Source organism: Mediterraneibacter faecis (genome assembly GCF_055383675.1).
This window is the reverse complement of record NZ_AP043803.1, coordinates 2,756,918-2,774,327: the sequence shown is the minus strand read 5'-3', so window position 1 is coordinate 2,774,327 and position 17,410 is coordinate 2,756,918. Positions and strand designations below refer to the sequence as shown.

The following is a 17,410-nucleotide window of genomic DNA, read 5'->3' as shown; positions in this document are numbered from 1 at the left end:
AAGAAATATGATTGCCGATAATATAGCAAAATACAAATGAGGAGGAAAAACGGATATGAAAACAATAAAAAGGATAATGGCAGCGCTCATATGTATGACGATAGCACTTACGGGGATTCCATTCAGTGTAAAAGCGGCAGATTCCAGTGGAACGCTGGACACAAATATGGAGACGAACAGTGAATTATTTATTACATTGGAAGAAAATACAGATTATCGTTGGAATGTAAATGACAGTGGCGAGAAAGGAAGCGATGTACATTTGGATACCGGAGAAGGCGGTAATTGCCGTTTCCGTCTGGATAAAATAGAAAACGGATGGTATGGAATTAAACACATTAAGGTGAATGGAACAGATCGTTTCGCAGATGTAAAAGATGAAAGTAAAGATAGCGGTGCAAAGATACATGTATGGGAAAGTAATGATGAAAAAGTCAAAGGAAAAGAGCATCGTCAATTTGCATTTTATTATCTTGGAAATGATGCAAACGGAAATAAAAGATATTATATAAAGAATAGAAAAAGTGGAAGATGGCTTGGATACTCAGGAAATTTGAATAATAATAATCCCAATATTATTCAGACAGAAGAAAAAGATAGAAAAGTCTGGCTGGTTACAAAATCGGTGGTTCCGCTCACAGGAAAGGAAACTCAGATTTTAAAAGATGGAGATAAAAGTGTAGTTTCTGAAATCTATAAAGCAGAAACACATGAAGCAATAAACAGGCCTTCAAATGAGTCACTCCCAGGAACACAGTTACTTTTTCTAGAACAGGGGACCGCCAGTAAATGGAAACTGGTTTGGTATCCAGACTATCAGGCATATAGAATTGAAGCTATATCGGATGGAGAGAAAGATACCAATTATGCGATAGATGTCCTGGGAGAATCAGGTTGTGTAAATACAATAGTACATATCTGGAATAAGGAAAGTTTTGACAGAAATCAAAATACCAGCCAATTGTGGCGCTTCTTTAGACAGGATGATGGAACATATAAAATCATGAACGCCAGAAGCGGTATGTATCTAAAAGAGGGGATTGGCGAGACATGGATTGGTCATACAGCAACGGCTATGAATGTGTCAATTTTGGCAGGAAGTACAAATGATACGGCTTACGGTTACGCAGATGAATGGATGGCAGATATTCCAGATGATGCACTATTATCTTCTGTAAATATTCCGGCAACACATGATACAGGAACAGCAGGGGTTGTACAAGACCTTGTTGCAAGTTTATCACTCACATCTTGTCAGAATCTTTATTATGATGAGCAGTTGAATGTGGGAGCACGTAGTTTTGATATTCGTGGAAATGCAACAAAAGATAATGCTTCTGCGGCAGACGTGAAGATTATACATGGAGGCGATACATGGCAGTGTCAGGAAAAAGACGGAAGTGATCTTACATTACAGTCAATCTTTAATACATCACTTGCTTTTTTGGAAAAACATCCTTCAGAAACAATTATTCTTACGATAAAACCGGATGATGGTTCTACAGTAGGAATGGAGCATGCAGTTGCAGAATTTGTGAAAAATCATCAAGATAAAGTGTACACTGATGGAGACATTCCATCAATGAAGGAAGCTCGTGGAAAAATTGTACTTATTCGAAGATTTAAATTAACTCAAAATTATGAAGCCTGGCAGACGCGTGCAATGGGACTTGATCTTACCAATTGGGATGATGTGAGTTATAGAGATTATAAGTATGCATATAAAACATATGATGATGGAAAAAATCGAGTGTATATCCAGGATGCATATAATACATATGACTGTGATATTTATTCAAAGAAGTGGGAATATATAGCAGGAACAATGAAACAGACAACAGGAATAGATACAAGTCATCCAATTGATTCTAATTCATGGGTATTTAATTATACTTCCTGTGCAAATGGAATTCCGTTGAATATGACAAGAGATATCAATTCGGATTTATATAAAGATAAGGAGAATTGTATCGATAACCGATTCCTTGGAACAGTAATGCTTAACTTTATTGATGAACCAATGTCACGGTTGATCTATGAGACAAACAGCAACATGATATTTGAACCAAAACTTCCTACACCGGAAGTAGAGGTTGAATATGGTCAGACACTGGCAGAAGCTACATTGAAGGGGATTGAAAATGCACCGGCAGGAACATGGAAGTTTGAAGATGCAACCCATGTTGTAACAGATCAGGAAGTAACAGATCAGACAAAATTTGAATTGACCTTCCTGCCGGCAGATAATAAAAAATACAAAAATGTTACTATGTGGGTTCCGGTAAAAACAGTGAATAAGTCAGAAGTGATCACAGCGTATCTCGGATATGAAGAAATTTCCTATGGTGAAACTCCGAAGATGTCATACGTTGTTGCACCAACGGAAACACTGAGCGCAGATGAAGTGGAAGAACTTTTTGCAAATGTTACGGATGAAATGAGAATCCAGGAGACAGGACAGTCATTAAATGAGATAATCGATGCAGGAAGCTATAAGATTGATTGTCCGGAAACAGTAGGCGGATTCAAGGTAAACTGGATTCATTTGAAAGAATACGATCTTGATATCAATCCAGTGAACACAATGGAAACAACAGGTTCCAAAAGCAGTACAGCAGAAAATACTACATTCGAAAATGGAGCAGTCAGTAGTGCACAGAGAATCATTGTCCGTGCAGAAAAGAAAACAAAGACATATGGAGATGAGTTGACCAGCGCAGATCTTACATTTACGATCAGTGATTCAGAAAGGGCGAAACTTCTTCCAGGAGATACTGTTGAAAGTCTCGGACTGACATTGAAAGCAACAACCATCGAACCGGAAGATATTCTGACAGGAAGCATAACAGATGAAGATGGAGATGACATTCTTGGCGCATATGGAAACGCAGGAAGATATGTCATCCTGAAAGACAATGCGACAAATACGAATTATGATGTTGTAGTTCTTCCGGCATTCCTTAATGTATCACCAAAGGAAGCAGAGATAGAATGGAATGCGGCAGCACAGTATACATATACAGGAAATGCATGTGGAATAGAGGCAAACGTGAAAGCAGACAGCCTTTTAGAAAAGGATAGTTGTGCGATTAAAAAACTGCTCAATGCAGATCATACAGAAGTTGGAAATTACAAGGCGCTTGCAATAGGTTTGACCAATGAAAACTATATCTTTTCCGGCACAAACCGCGTGCATGTATGGGAATATGAGATTTTGCAGGCAGATCCGGAAGTGACTTTCCCGGCAGCAGAAGTGATTTATGGAGACAGCTTAAAGAAAGCAACACTTTCCGGTCAGTCGGGAGAAGGTGTATTCCGTTTTGCAGACGATACGACAATGCTTACAGTAGCAGAGGATCAAAGTGAACAAGAGATGATCTTCACACCGGCTAATCCGAACTACAAGACAGTTACGTCAAATATTTCTGTAACAGTAAAACCGAGAAGCATTACGATCAGACCGGACCGTATGGAGAAAGAATATGGACAGACGATCACAGAGTATACCTGGTCAATCAGTGATGGAAGTCTGGCAGGGGATGATCAGTTAGAGGATTTGAAAATAAATGTCACATTGACAGCAGGAAATGCAGAAAAAGAAAACTGTACGGTCGGTCTTTATGATATTACAGAAAAAACTCCGCTGACAGCAGATAATGCGAATTACGCAGTACTGTTTAAACCAGGAACGCTGCAGGTACAGCCAAAACCTCTGGGCGTTGCATGGAATACGGACGGAACTGTGATTTATACGGGAAAAGAAGCAAATGTGTCTGCAGAATTTACAGGGGTATTGTTCGAAGATAACTGCAAGGCGGTTGTAGAAGGTGGAAATGAAATCAAGACCGGAACATATACAGCCACCATTGTCGGAATGATTGGTGAACAGAGTGATAATTATGTGCTTCACGGAGAGGATACAGACTATCAGATAGATTACCAGATTGTGAAGAAAGAAGAAACAAAGAATCCAACAGATTCAAAGGAAACATCGACAGGTACTGCAGGAAAGAAACCAACAGGAACTTCAGTGTCAGGAAAACAGGTGAAAACAGCAAAGACAGGAGACAGCATTAGTTACATCTGGATTCTGATGATTGCAGGATCAATTGCAGTGATCGGTGGAATGATTTATGTTATTAGAAGAAGAAAACAGAAGTAAAATTAAAGTGAATCTATAAACGACAGATAGAAAGGTGTCAGGCATATGTGGAAGCTGTTATTTTAAACTTCGGCCTGACACCTTTTGTTGAAAAAAAGATAAAATTAGTATATTATGAAAACAGATGCGGTATATCTTAAACATGTAATAAAAAGTGTTTCTGACCGCAATGTGTTGAGAGAAAAGGAGAGTGAGAAATGAGTGAATTAAGTAAAAAAGCAAGAAATAGAACAAGGGTCCAGATGGTACTGACAATGTTGGTTATTGTCTCCATTATCAGACAATTCTTTTTAGGAAACTATCACAATATGTTTCTTGGGATTTTAACATTGATTTTGTTTATGGTGCCACAGTTTATCGACAAGAAACTTGGAGTGACAATTCCGGTTGGTCTGGAAACGGTTATTCTGATTTTTATCTTTTCAGCAGAGATCCTTGGAGAGATCAATGCATTTTATGTAAAGATTCCGGTATGGGATACTATTTTGCATACAACGAATGGATTCCTGATGGCGGCAATCGGGTTTGCGCTGATTGATTTATTCAACAGAAGTGATCGATTTTCAATTAAGATGTCCCCATACTTTGTGGCATTTTTTGCATTTTGTTTTTCAATGACAGTTGGTGTTTTGTGGGAGTTCTTTGAATTCAGTATGGATTGGTTTTTCGGATTGGATATGCAGAAAGACTGGATCGTTCCGGCAATCAATTCCGTGAAGCTGAATCCGACAGGAGCAAATATCCCAATCCATGTAGATGTTCAGTCTGTTGTGATCAACGGTGAGACGTGGAATCTGGGCGGATATTTAGACATTGGAATCGTAGATACAATGAAAGATCTTATGGTGAATTTTGTCGGAGCCGTTGTATTTTCTGCAATTGGAATTTTATACTTGAAACATCGCGGAAAAGGGAAATTGGCAGCTTCCTTAATTCCACAGGTGAGAGATACGGATGCAGAAGTATCTGAGAAATAGAAAACGTAAAGGACAGATCGATGAACAGTCAAAAAGAAATTAGAAATATAAAGATAAAAAACCAGTTAGAGCTCTGGCTGTTCTGTGCAATTATCGGTGCAGTTGCCGGCGGATTGGTCTGGGCACTTTTGAAGATCATGGCAGTCGGAATGAATCTTATCTGGGAATGGGTTCCGGAACATTTCTCATTACCATACTATACGATAGTGGTCTGTGTGATCGGTGCATTTTTTGTCGGTGTCTTCCGGAAGATGTTCGGAGATTATCCGGAGGAAATGGAAACTGTTATGGCAAAAGTGAAAACGGAAAAGCATTATGATTATAAAAATATGCTTGTCATGATGATCGCAGCAGTGCTACCACTTTTGATCGGAAGCAGTGTAGGTCCGGAAGCCGGGCTTACCGGAATTATCGTCGGAATGTGTTACTGGGCAGGAGATAATCTGAAGTTTGCCAGACAGCATGCGAAGGAATACTCCCAGATCGGGGTAGCAGCATCCTTAAGTGTTTTATTCCATGCTCCGCTATTTGGATTGTTTGAAGTGGAAGAGAACACTTTAGAAGAGAATAATTCAGAACAAACTGTTGTTCCGGCAGGAATTTCATCAAAGATATTTATTTATGGAATCGCAATTGCTGCTGCAACAGGTATTTATGCAGGACTTTCCACAGTATTCGGTTCAGGACTTTCCGGTTTTCCAAGCTTTGAGGCAGTTGAGATCGGAAAGATGGACTATGCATTAATACTTCTCTATATTATTGCAGGATGCGTGTTAGCTGTTTTTCATGAAAAGACACATCAGATAGCGAAGAAAACTGCGAAAAAGGTACCGGCAGTTCTTCGAGAAGTTCTCGCAGGAATTTGTCTTGGAATCTGTGGAATGTTAATCCCGGCAGTTATGTTTTCGGGAGAAGAACAGATGGGAGTGTTGATGAAAGAGTATAGTCAATACCTTCCGTTAGCACTGATCGGAGTTGCATTTTTGAAAGTGCTTCTCACAAATATTTGTATACAGTTCGGTTTGAAGGGAGGACATTTCTTCCCGGTTATCTTCGCAGGTGTATGTATGGGATATGGCGTGGGAATGCTGATCTGCGGAAATGCAGAGAGTCATCTTGTTTTCGCATCTGCAATTGTTACAGCGGCGCTTCTAGGTGGAACGATGAAAAAGCCGTTAGCCGTTACAATGCTTCTGTTTCTATGCTATCCGGTGAAATTGTTCGTATGGATTTTTGTGGCTGCGGCAGCAGGCAGCAAATGCCTATCCTTATTTGATAAGAGAAAAGTGGAAAACAAAAATTCCGTTGAGTGAAAACTCAGCGGAATTTTTTTACCCTTTTTGAGATGTCTTCCAGTTCTTCTTTGGAAAGTTCCGGGAGACGTTCTAATTTATCCAGGAACATCATTGCCGTTTCACGACGCTGCATCTCTACAATCTGTCCGTAATAATTGACAACAACACCGGTAACGATTGCAACAACGAAGATCGTGTAGATTGTAACAAGTACCGAAACCAGTTTGCCAATGAAAGTTATGGCAACAATATCGCCGAACCCGGCGGTAGAAAGTACCGCATAGCAATACCAGAGGGCATCTCCATAGTGGTTGATGTCAGGCTCTACCAGTTGAATGATGGCTGCGGATACAAAGAGAAATACGATATAACCGGAAAGAATCTGGGTTGCTTTCGTGCGTTTTAAGATCATCCATAAAAGTTTTAGCTTTTTCATATATTAATGGCTCCGTTTCATAAATTTCAGATAAATTAATTATATCATGAAATGGAGTCAAAAGAATAGTTAGATAAAATTTATTCTGCGGTTTTCATTTTACTGCCTTTATTCAGAATTCCATTAAAGCGGCTCATGAATGTGATTGTTGTGATTGTGGCTGCAACAATATCACTGATCGGTTCTGCAAGAAAGACTGCAAAAACCTTATCCTGAATAAAGAGTGGCAGGATAAAGATCAGCGGAATCAGTAAGATCAGTTTTCTTAAGCAGGCGAGCAGCAGACTGACCTTTGCCTGTCCCAATGCCATGAAACTTTGCTGACATGAAACCTGGAATCCGAGGGAGAAAATACCTGCCATATAGATTCTCAGCGCCCATGCGGTATAAGTGATCAGATCCGTATTGTTGGAAAAGATTCCTGCAAACAGCTTAGGAAACAGCAGCATGATCAGCCAGAAACAGCTGGTGAAAATCGTACAAACCTTAAATTGTGTAAAGAAGGCTTTTTTTACTCGTTCTTTATTGCCAGCACCGAAGTTATAACTCATGATCGGCTGACCGCCCTGGCAGATTCCCTGCAGTGGCAGCGTGGCAAGCTGGCTGACACTTGTAATGATCGTCATGGCTCCGACAGCAAGGTCTCCACCATATCTTGACAGACTGGAAGTAAAGCTGATGGAGAGAATACTTTCTGTAGAAAGCATGACAAAAGTGGAAATACCAAGTGCAAGGCATGGTAAGATAACATCCTTTTGTAATCTGAAATTTTCTTTTCTAAGATGAAGGATCGTCTTCTTCCCGGATAAGAAACGAAGAATCCAAATTGCACCGACAGCCTGACTTAAAACAGTGGCAAGTGCGGCACCTCTTACACCAAGATTGAATACGAAGATAAAAATCGGATCAAGAATGATATTGATCACAGCTCCGATCACAGTAGTCATCATACTGATCTTGGCAAATCCCTGTGTTGTAATAAATGGATTCATTCCCATCACGATTAAGACAAAGACACTTCCAAGGATATAGATTCTTGCGTATGCTACTCCGTACGGCAGTGTCTTCTCGCTGGCTCCAAAAAGTGTCAACAGCTGTGGTGCAAATGTAAAGAAAACTACAGTAAGTATGACAGCCATAAGGATGAGAAGTGCAAAACAGTTTCCAAGGATTTTTTCAGCTGTTTTATTATCTTTCTTTCCCATAGATATCGCAGCACGCGGAGCACCACCGGAACCTGCAAGCATAGCAAAAGCGTTGATCAGCATAAGGATCGGTGTAAATAATCCAACGCCGGTTAATGCTGCGGCTCCAACACCGGAAATGTGTCCGATATAGATTCGATCTACAATGTTATATAGAAGATTGATGATCTGGGCGATAACCGCAGGAATTGCAAGCTGTGCCAGAAGGCGCGGAATCTTTTCAGTCTCCATCGCCTGAGAATTTGATTTGCTATTCATATCTGTTTTCTCCTAAATAGATTTAAAGTCAAAGAAGATTATACATCTCATGTAATGGAAAAATCAATATTTTACCATATATGCATTACATGCTGCATTGCAAGGCTGACTACTGTAATTCCAACCCAGCAGGAAGCACCGAGAAGGATTGGCTTTCCACCAGATTTGACAAGCTTCACAACATTGCTGTTCAGACCGATCGCAGCCATAGCCATGATAATGAAGAACTTAGACAGTTCTTTCAGCGGAGCAAATACATCCGCACTTACCCCAAGGCTCATGCATACAGTTGTAATGACGGCCGCAATGATAAAGTACAGGATGAACATTGGAAAAGCTCTTTTTAAGCTGAACTTACCGGATGATTTTCCGTCTTTTGCGGCTGATTTCGCACGAATTAGTGAGAGCACAAGTGTGATCGGAATGATTGCAAGCGTACGTGTCAGTTTAACTGTGACAGCAGTATTAAGTGTCTCACTTCCAAGATTCCACATGCTGTCCCAGGTAGAGGCGGCAGCAGTTACGGATGAAGTATCATTGATCGCAGTTCCGGCAAAGACACCGAAAGCATTTCCGCTTGTTGTGTCGAAGCCGAGTGCATTTCCAAGCACCGGGAAAAGTACAGCAGCGATAATATTGAAGAAAAAGATAACAGAAATCGCCTGTGCGACTTCTGTGTCATCGGCGTCAATGACAGGCGCTGTAGCAGCAATCGCAGAACCACCGCAGATGGAAGAACCGACACCAACAAGGATAGATGTGTTGGAAGGAACATTCAGCACCTTGCGGAGCAGCCATGCAATGATCAAAGAGGTAGAAATTGTACTGACGATAATAGGAAGAGACTGCTTTCCTGTCTGTAAGATAACTCCGAGATTCATACCGAATCCAAGCAGAACAACAGCAGTCTGTAAAATAATTTTAGATGTCCATTTAATTCCTGATTCGGCTGTTCCTTTTTCAGTCCAAAAGCAGGTGATCATCATTCCGGCGAGAATCGCAATGACAGGTCCGCCGATTACCGGAAATGCTTTTCCAATCAGCCAGGATGGAATCGCAATCAGAAAGCAGACCAGAATTCCTTTGAAATTTTTTTGAATAAAATTCATGATAGTTTCCTCTCTTAAGTCTTTTGTTACTGTCGCACTATGGGCGTCAGCAACCGTATTTTTATGAAACAATTATAGATTATAACACGGATAAACAATAATAAAAAGTGTATAAATTCTACTATCTATAGGATGAAGGTGTCTGTCCGGTTTTCTTTTTAAAACAAGAACTGAAGTAGTATTGATTTGAATATCCTACTTTCGCACTTATTTCTTTTAGTGAAAGGTTCGTATTTTTCAATAGATTACAGGCCGTTTCAATCCGAATATCTGTGATTACATCCGAAATATTTTGCTGGCGTTGTTTTTTGAACAGAGCACTAAGATGAGCCGGACTAATATGAACATTGTTAGCAATTTCATTTAGACATAAGGTGTTGTCTTGATAATGTTGGTGTATATAATTGATAGTAGCAGTACAAACATGTTCTTGACGACTCTGTGCTGAAAGATTAATTTTATCAGATATTGTCTGGCATAAACTAGAAAGCCATTGGAAGATCTCAGTACTTGTTGAAAAAGAGTCAAGGTGTTGATAGGTTTTAATAATGTCTTTTTCCATGTCATTGCTTCTAATGCCCATATCGCAGAGAAATTTTAGTAAATGTCCCAAAAGCTGATAGATACGTATAAATATAAATTGTTTGTTTTTGTAGTTTTGTGTTAATTCTTCTGAAAATGAAAGAATCCACTTTTCTACTCCGTCCAGGTCATTTTCGCATAAAAGCTGTATTAACTTTTCATGACCGGAAACTTCATATAATTCAGCAGAGTAATCGTTGTCTATAGTATCACCCAGTGTAAATATGTTTTTCTGTGGAAAGAAAAAACGGTATTCCAGTGACTTTAATGCATTGGAATACGAAACAGATAAAGTCCACAAGTATTTGACGATGTTTCCTATTCCGATATTTAATTCGAAAAAGCTGTTTTTATAAAGTTGCAATAATTCTGTTAACAGTTCATAAGATGCATTATAGAAGTATTTCTGATTAGAATAATTGTGAGCAATCACCAATACGATTTCGTCAAAACTTGTTAAAGTATGAATCAGTGAAAAGTGCTCATTGAAAAGTTCTTTTATGGTATCAGACATACTCATTAGTTTTATGTGATACTCTTCAATGCCTTTTTTTTCTTTGATGTCTGTTGCATTTTGTATTTGAATTACAATGGCCTGATAATAATGATAGTCAAGATTCAACTGAAGATAATCGGCATAATTTGAAAGTGTATATCGAGCTTCATCACTTGAAGATTGTATTAATTTATGAAAAAAATTATCGATCATTATAGGGCGGCTTTGTTTTAATATTTCAAGATTCCTCTGTTCTTTATTAAGCATACTAAGAGCATTGCGAATGATTTTCTTTAGATAAGAATAATCAAGCGGTTTTTCTATATAGTCAAATGCACCGAGTCGTATAGCTTGTTTGGCATATTCAAATTTATCAAATGCACTGATAAGTATTATTTTTATAGATGAATTAATCTTTAGTGCATTTTGTGCAAGAGATAAACCGTCTAATTGTGGCATTTCTATATCGGAAATAATTAAATCAACCATATTATTTTGCAGATAATCAAGAGCCTGCTGTCCATCATAGGCTTTGCAAGCGACTTCTGCATTTAAATCAGACCAGTCAATGTTGTGGCAAATACCATCAACAGATATATGGTTGTCATCTATAATCATAATTTTGTACATTAGTAGTCCTCCAGTAATTGCGGAATTCTTATATAAATTGTGGTTCCAGTATCTTTGTTGCTTTCAACTCTGAGTGTACCATGTCCCTGTAAAGAGGAACATATACGTGAATTAATGTTACTTATACCGAAATGTTTTTCGTAGTGAATTTGTTTGGAAACAATACCTTCACGGAGTTCATTTAGTTTCTCAGGAGACATACCAATTCCATTATCAGAAATCATGATTTCTATCATATCATCATCATATCTAATAGAAATATCGATATGCATATGGATTCCATTTCCTTTAAAACCATGTTGAATCGAATTTTCCAATATAGGCTGTAGTGTGAACTTACAAATAAGAAAGTTTTCTATTCCTTCTTCCATATCTATATTCCAATCAAATAAATTATCTTTACATAATGCTTCCATTTCCATATATAATTGTGCAATTTCTAATTCTTTTTTAATAGGAATCAGATCATTGGAGGTGCGTAACAATCCTTTATAAAAAAGCGATAAATCAGCAAGCATTTTATTCGCTTTCGTGATTTCACCAAATGACAACAAATTTTGAACAGATGCTAAAATATTATATAGGAAATGAGGATTGATTTGTGATTGCAGCAACTGATAATTTAGTTTTTCCTCTTGTATTTTTAATTGAAGGTTATTCTCAAAGCTTGAATTCAATTCTGAAATCATGTTAGCACAGGTGACGGTTAGTGAATCTATTTCATCCAAGTGAGTTGAAGAAGATGGAACTAACTTGTCGATCTGCGTCGAATCTATGACATCGTCCATTTTGATTTCCGACATAGAATGAGACAAATGATTGATTTTATTTGTCATTTGATCAGCCACCCAGATAATTGAGAGCATAGTCAGAGGGACAATAATCATGAAACAAATGAAAATCATTTTTACGAGAAAGGATGAACTTTGGCGTATATAATAATCAGGAGTTTCAGTAACAAGAAATAGCTGGTTATGTACCGGTGTGGAAATTATCTCACATTTATCATATGAGAAATGTGATAGTCTCAAGTTTTGTGTGATTGCATGAAGTTTTTCATTGGATAAAGAACCCCCAATTTGTTTCTTATCTGTGCTTGATAATACAACACCCTCGGAATTTATTATATAAGAAAGAGAAGGATTGCCTTCAGAAAATGTGTTTAAGTAGTTGCTTAATTCTTCACTTGTTATGTGAACAGCCAAACAAGTTTTTTGTGAATTGATTTTTGCATACCTATAGCAGGAGAGTACTCCGGAAGGTTCTTCACCTTTGCTGACCATATAAGGGAAGTTAATGTCTTTGCGAAAAATCCAATTAGGAGTAAGCCCCTGTTTTGAAAAATCGCTCAACTGTACCTTATATTTTTTAAGGTCTGATAAAGAACAGAAAGTAAGACCTTCTTTTGAAGCAAAACTATCATCAGGTAAAAAGATATTTACATGATAAATATTAAAAGAATCAGCTGTTGAAGCAATATTATTCCGAACCGCAGAAAGTTTGTCGAGATAATTTGACATAGGTTGTTCTGCTGTTGTACATAACATACATAAATTAAAATGAATAGAATCTTCTAAATTTTCTATTTGAGTCATTCGATTTTCAAGCAGGTGCTGATTTTTTTCACAAGAAATTGCTGTTTCTTTCAGAATCTTGTCTTTAGCTATATTATAAGATATTTTATAAGATATTGTTCCCAATATAAGAAGGGGAAGTATGGCGCAAAGAATAAAGCAAATGATTAGTTTTAAGCGAAAGTGTTCTTTTATAGTATTGATTAGTGACGTAAATAGCTTCATATTATGGAACCGCTCCTTTCAGCTTCATTCTAATAAAAGAAATAATAAAACGCAATAATTTGATTTGAAAAATAAAAAAATTATAAAGTATGCGCAAAATAATATATTTATTTTTAAAGCATTATTTTCTATGATGATATTAACAAATAGTTGTAGATATTAGGTTGCATATTAAAACGCAGGAGGGAAAGAAATGAAAAAAAGAATAGTCAGTGTATTACTTATAGCAACAATGTCTGTTGGACTTTTTAGTGGATGCGGGAAGTCCGGAGGAAACACAGAGGTTAAGCAGAACGAGAATTCAAACAAAATCACCTTGATGACACAGGATACAACTTATGGAAAAGCTTTTGATGAATATATCCATAAAGCGGAGGAAGCAACGGGACTGGAAATTGAAACAATCGCATGCCCGACAAATACAGATGATCGTCAGGCAAAAATAACAACTATATTATCTTCAGGTGATGATAGCATTGATGTCGTTACAATTAATGATGAAATGATGAGTGGATTTAAAAATACAGGTTATCTAGAACCGCTTCAAGACACCGTCATGACACCGGAGATCATGGAAAATTTTCCACAGAAATATATGCAGGAAATGACAATGGTAGGAGACAATGTTTATTCAGTTCCTTGCTTTATGGATGTTCTTGCTTTCTGGGTTGATGAGGAAAAGATGGCAAATGCAGGTCTTACTGAGATTAAGACAAAAGAGGATTTTGAAAAATATGTAGAAGCTAATTCATCGGACGGTAAATACGGATATGGAGATGCGTGGGAAAAAACATATGTATTTAACTCTATCGGAACATTTGTGAATTTGTTTGGTGGAGACTACTACGATTGGACAAATCCTAAAACTCAGGAAGCTGTAAAATTCATGTATGATATGATGAAGAAAAAAGAGACACCTATTTCTCAGCTGGCAGATCAGTACGATCCAATGATGCAGAAATTTTTTGATGGAGAATATGCTTCTATCTTTATGTATGTAGGAGCAATACAGTCTTTTGTTAATTCAGGAAAGTATGGTCCGGATAAACAGCATATTGCCCCTATGCCGACATTTGAAAATAAGGCAGCTTATATTTCTACATGGGGATATGTTTTGAATAGTGCTTCAAAAAATAAAGCAGCGGCGCAGAAATTCCTCAAGTATGCTGCAAGTGAGCAGGGAGAACTTGATTATACAGAAATGACATCCAGACTTCCGGCAAGAACAGACGTGTTGGAAAGTGATGAATTAGCAGCAATGGATTTGCCTGGTTTAGATGAAATAAAAGAGTACGTGGACAATACAGAACTTCTTGCACGTCCTATGGCACCGCAGGCGATGGAGTTTATTAGTGAGATGGGATCTTTATTCCAGCAGTATGTATCTGACGAGTTAACATTAGACTCATTTTGTGAAAAAGCACAAAAGGCAGTTGATACATATGTAGTCAAATAATTAATATATTGTTTTACGTGTTTTACGGGAGGTAAGGACAATGAAAAAGAAGACAAAAGGATTGTGGATTGCATGGCTTCTGGTACTTCCGGTAGTGATTGTAAGAGCATTTACTACGCTCTATCCAATTATCATGACCTTTATAAACAGTACTTATGATATGAGTTTATTAAAAGGCAATAACTTTCAATTTATAGGATTAGAAAATTATCTTAGAATATTTGAAGATCAAAAATTATTATCTTCTATCGGATTTACTGTGAAATTTACGGTTGTATCAATGTTTTTCCATTTAGTATTAGGTGTGATTCTTGCATTAATGTTAAATATGAAGATCAAAGGTAAAAAATTCCTGCGTACAATAGTACTTATACCATGGGCAATGCCCATGGTAGTAGCGGGACTTGCTGCAAGATGGGCGTTTAATGATCAATATGGATTAATCAATGATTTGATTAGAAGATTTGTACCGAATTTTCATTATGATTGGCTTGTGCATGCAAATTCAGCTCAAGGAGCAGTTATTGCAGTTGATTTATGGAAGGACTTACCTTTCTTTGCAATTTTGGTGCTTGCCGCATTACAGTTTTTATCAGCAGATATTTATGAGGCAGCAAAAATCGATGGAGCAGGACCGGTACGAGCTTTTTTCTCAATTACACTGCCAAATATAATGAAGACAATACTGAGCCTTTCTATTTTCTTTACAATGTGGCGATTGACAAGTTTTGACTTAGTATATGCTATGACATCAGGAGGTCCAGGGGATTCAACATCTTTGTTAGCATATCGAATTATGCAGGAGGCTTTTACTAATTTGAATCTCGGATATGCGTCTGCAATAGCTGTCTGCCTGTTTATTGTTATGACAATTTTAAGTTTTATACAGCTTAGAGCAATCAAAAAGTTTGATTAAAATATAGAAGGGAGAGGTTGACAATGAAACCAAAAACAAAAAAAGTTTTGGCACCGATATTCAAATGGGGCTTGATTTTAATAGTTGCTTTTATTATTTTACTTCCATTACTTTGGATTTTTACATCATCTATTTCACCTGCTTCTGAGCTGTTTAGTTCACCGATTCACTATCTGCCAAAACATCCTACACTGGATAATTATATTAGAATTTTCACGCAGATGAATTTGGGTGAGAAGATTTTAAATACAGCAATTATTACTGTATGTTCGTTAATCTTATCAACAGTTATCTGCTTAATGGCAGCTTATGCATTTACTCGTTATTCAGGAAAAGGACTTACACTTGTATATGCAGCGATAGTGGCATCTGCTTTAATTCCGGGAATTGTAACAGCAAGACCGTTATATGATCTGATGAAAAGATTTGGATTAGTTGATACATTTCCTGGCTTGATCATCATGTATACAAGTGCATTGATTCCATTTACTATGTTGATTTTAGGTAATTTCTTAAGTGAAATTCCTATTTCATTAGATGAAGCAGCAGAAATAGATGGAGCGAATATGTTTCAGAAACTGTTTTATATCACGTTGCCTTTAATGAAACCGGCTATTGCAACAATATTAATCATTAATTTTATAAATTGCCTTAATGATTTATTCACTCCATTGTTTTTTGCACAAAAAATAGAAGTATTAAGTGTTGCTATTACAACTATTCCAAGGGAGACATCATATAGTATGCCATGGGATTTGATAAGTACAGTTGGATGTATTATCCTGCTGCCAATAGTTATTTTCGTACTTATTTTTGAGAAGCAGATCATGGAAGGTGTTATGGCTGGCGGCGTTAAGCAATAAGTGGAGGTGTGAATAATGTCAGATATTTTCAGATTAAGAAATGGAAGATCGAGAGCTATAAATGCTGAAAATCCAACTGGAGAAAAAGGAAAGGGTGGAATTGCAGCAAGTCATCTTGGCCCTTCAAGAAAAGGTAGTCCGTGCTTGAAAAATATTATGCCGAATGAAACGGTAGTATTAGCTGAAATGGATGGACCGGGTATTATTCAGCATATATGGATTACGGTTAATAATAAAACATCAGATGCGGATTGTTATGTACTCCGTGATTTAGTACTCCGCATGTACTGGGATGATGAGGAAGTTCCATCGGTTGAAAGTCCTTTAGGTGATTTCTTCTGCTGTGGTTTTGCAAGAGAATGTCTTGTTACATCTATGCCAATATCCGTAATTCCAAACAGAGGTTTTAATAGCTATTTTCAAATGCCATTTCGTAAAAAAGCAAGAATTACTTTAGAAAATCAACATGATAATCCAATTCCTGATTTCTTTTATCAGGTAGACTATTGTTTGTATGATGAGTTACCAGAAGATACAGCTTATTTTCATGCACAGTGGAGACGTCAAAGAATAACAGAACTGGCAAAGGATTATGTTATTTTGGATAATGTGAAAGGAAAAGGCCATTATATTGGTACATATCTTGCTCTGACAACACTTGAAAGATACTGGTGGGGAGAAGGCGAAGTTAAATTTTATATTGACGGAGATGAAGAATATCCTACAATATGTGGCACGGGAACAGAGGACTATTTTGGCGGGTCATGGAGTTTTGCTCACCAGGTAAACGGAAAGACGGTAGAACAGACTTATAATTCTCCATTTTTAGGATATCCGTATTATTCAGCACACGATGAACTGGTGCATAATCCATATCATAATGATGATTGTCCGCCAATGAGAGGATTTTATAGATGGCATCTGATGGATCCGATTTGCTTTGAAGAAAATTTAAAAGTTACTATCCAGCAGATCGGTGTATGTTATAAAGGACTATTTGAAAGACAGGATGATGTTGCCAGTGTAGCATATTGGTATCAGAGTGAACCGCATCAGGCTTTTAAACCGTTAATGAATAAAAAAGAGAGATGGCCAAGATAGAATGGTCTAAATCATTACAAATTGAGTGTAATTGTAAATTTAAAATTTTGTGAAGCCCATGAAATAAGGACTTCACAAAATTTTTAGAAAAGAATTAGCACTCAACCCTTTACAGTGCTAACAAT

12 protein-coding genes are annotated in these 17,410 nt (G+C 37.3%); 7 read left to right on the top strand and 5 right to left on the bottom strand.

Going from position 1 to position 17,410, the window contains the following annotated elements:
- Nucleotides 1-55 precede the first annotated feature (55 nt).
- From ACZ47Z_RS13240 to ACZ47Z_RS13230, 3 genes are all read left to right on the top strand, one after another.
- On the top strand, nucleotides 56-4,162 hold the full coding sequence (locus ACZ47Z_RS13240) for a phosphatidylinositol-specific phospholipase C domain-containing protein (protein ID WP_464525629.1): 4,107 nt from the start codon (nucleotides 56-58) through the stop codon (nucleotides 4,160-4,162).
- A gap of 197 nt (nucleotides 4,163-4,359) precedes the next feature.
- The gene (locus tag ACZ47Z_RS13235; RefSeq protein WP_196020084.1) at nucleotides 4,360-5,139 is read left to right on the top strand and encodes a DUF2238 domain-containing protein; all 780 of its coding nucleotides are present in this window, start codon (nucleotides 4,360-4,362) and stop codon (nucleotides 5,137-5,139) included.
- 20 nt (nucleotides 5,140-5,159) lie between these two features.
- Complete coding sequence (locus ACZ47Z_RS13230; protein WP_054751430.1) at nucleotides 5,160-6,452, top strand: chloride channel protein; 1,293 nt, start codon at nucleotides 5,160-5,162, stop codon at nucleotides 6,450-6,452.
- A gap of 4 nt (nucleotides 6,453-6,456) precedes the next feature.
- Here the strand turns inward: ACZ47Z_RS13230 and ACZ47Z_RS13225 are convergent, their stop codons facing one another.
- The 5 genes from ACZ47Z_RS13225 to ACZ47Z_RS13205 all read right to left on the bottom strand — a co-directional run bounded on the left by ACZ47Z_RS13225 (nucleotide 6,457) and on the right by ACZ47Z_RS13205 (nucleotide 12,949).
- Complete coding sequence (locus ACZ47Z_RS13225; RefSeq protein ID WP_015528383.1) at nucleotides 6,457-6,870, bottom strand: potassium channel family protein; 414 nt, start codon at nucleotides 6,868-6,870, stop codon at nucleotides 6,457-6,459.
- Between the two features lie 80 nt (nucleotides 6,871-6,950).
- Nucleotides 6,951-8,333, bottom strand: coding sequence for an MATE family efflux transporter (locus tag ACZ47Z_RS13220; RefSeq protein ID WP_054751433.1), 1,383 nt, complete (start codon nucleotides 8,331-8,333; stop codon nucleotides 6,951-6,953).
- A gap of 71 nt (nucleotides 8,334-8,404) precedes the next feature.
- Nucleotides 8,405-9,442: a YeiH family protein gene (locus ACZ47Z_RS13215; RefSeq protein ID WP_054751435.1), complete on the bottom strand. Its 1,038-nt coding sequence runs from the start codon at nucleotides 9,440-9,442 to the stop codon at nucleotides 8,405-8,407.
- A 121-nt stretch (nucleotides 9,443-9,563) separates the two neighbouring features.
- Nucleotides 9,564-11,150: a response regulator gene (locus ACZ47Z_RS13210; RefSeq protein WP_055160878.1), complete on the bottom strand. Its 1,587-nt coding sequence runs from the start codon at nucleotides 11,148-11,150 to the stop codon at nucleotides 9,564-9,566.
- Nucleotides 11,150-12,949: a sensor histidine kinase gene (locus ACZ47Z_RS13205; RefSeq protein WP_227164816.1), complete on the bottom strand. Its 1,800-nt coding sequence runs from the start codon at nucleotides 12,947-12,949 to the stop codon at nucleotides 11,150-11,152. Before ACZ47Z_RS13205 ends, ACZ47Z_RS13210 begins: the two co-directional genes overlap by 1 nt.
- A 193-nt stretch (nucleotides 12,950-13,142) precedes the next feature.
- Here ACZ47Z_RS13205 and ACZ47Z_RS13200 point away from each other — a divergent pair, with 193 nt between their 5' ends.
- Genes ACZ47Z_RS13200 through ACZ47Z_RS13185 form a run of 4 tightly spaced genes read left to right on the top strand, consistent with a single transcriptional unit; the run spans nucleotide 13,143 to nucleotide 17,285 of the window.
- Nucleotides 13,143-14,405 carry an ABC transporter substrate-binding protein gene (locus tag ACZ47Z_RS13200; protein WP_055160884.1) on the top strand — a complete coding sequence of 421 codons (1,263 nt, stop codon included), beginning with the start codon at nucleotides 13,143-13,145 and terminating at the stop codon, nucleotides 14,403-14,405.
- A 40-nt stretch (nucleotides 14,406-14,445) separates the two neighbouring features.
- Nucleotides 14,446-15,321: a carbohydrate ABC transporter permease gene (locus tag ACZ47Z_RS13195; RefSeq protein WP_054751446.1), complete on the top strand. Its 876-nt coding sequence runs from the start codon at nucleotides 14,446-14,448 to the stop codon at nucleotides 15,319-15,321.
- 23 nt (nucleotides 15,322-15,344) lie between these two features.
- A complete protein-coding gene (locus tag ACZ47Z_RS13190) occupies nucleotides 15,345-16,184 on the top strand; it encodes a carbohydrate ABC transporter permease (RefSeq protein ID WP_054751448.1) in 840 nt (279 codons plus the stop codon).
- 15 nt (nucleotides 16,185-16,199) lie between these two features.
- On the top strand, nucleotides 16,200-17,285 hold the full coding sequence (locus ACZ47Z_RS13185; RefSeq protein WP_055160890.1) for a glycoside hydrolase family 172 protein: 1,086 nt from the start codon (nucleotides 16,200-16,202) through the stop codon (nucleotides 17,283-17,285).
- Nucleotides 17,286-17,410: the final 125 nt, after the last annotated feature.

Excerpts from the sequence above, each read along its gene's own strand:
- ACZ47Z_RS13240 (WP_464525629.1), top strand. The coding sequence starts at position 56 with ATGAAAACAATAAAAAGGATAATGGCAGCGCTCATATGTATGACGATA.
- ACZ47Z_RS13235 (WP_196020084.1), top strand. The coding sequence starts at position 4,360 with ATGAGTGAATTAAGTAAAAAAGCAAGAAATAGAACAAGGGTCCAGATG.
- ACZ47Z_RS13230 (WP_054751430.1), top strand. The coding sequence starts at position 5,160 with ATGAACAGTCAAAAAGAAATTAGAAATATAAAGATAAAAAACCAGTTA.
- ACZ47Z_RS13225 (WP_015528383.1), bottom strand. The coding sequence starts at position 6,870 with ATGAAAAAGCTAAAACTTTTATGGATGATCTTAAAACGCACGAAAGCA.
- ACZ47Z_RS13220 (WP_054751433.1), bottom strand. The coding sequence starts at position 8,333 with ATGAATAGCAAATCAAATTCTCAGGCGATGGAGACTGAAAAGATTCCG.
- ACZ47Z_RS13215 (WP_054751435.1), bottom strand. The coding sequence starts at position 9,442 with ATGAATTTTATTCAAAAAAATTTCAAAGGAATTCTGGTCTGCTTTCTG.
- ACZ47Z_RS13210 (WP_055160878.1), bottom strand. The coding sequence starts at position 11,150 with ATGTACAAAATTATGATTATAGATGACAACCATATATCTGTTGATGGT.
- ACZ47Z_RS13205 (WP_227164816.1), bottom strand. The coding sequence starts at position 12,949 with ATGAAGCTATTTACGTCACTAATCAATACTATAAAAGAACACTTTCGC.
- ACZ47Z_RS13200 (WP_055160884.1), top strand. The coding sequence starts at position 13,143 with ATGAAAAAAAGAATAGTCAGTGTATTACTTATAGCAACAATGTCTGTT.
- ACZ47Z_RS13195 (WP_054751446.1), top strand. The coding sequence starts at position 14,446 with ATGAAAAAGAAGACAAAAGGATTGTGGATTGCATGGCTTCTGGTACTT.
- ACZ47Z_RS13190 (WP_054751448.1), top strand. The coding sequence starts at position 15,345 with ATGAAACCAAAAACAAAAAAAGTTTTGGCACCGATATTCAAATGGGGC.
- ACZ47Z_RS13185 (WP_055160890.1), top strand. The coding sequence starts at position 16,200 with ATGTCAGATATTTTCAGATTAAGAAATGGAAGATCGAGAGCTATAAAT.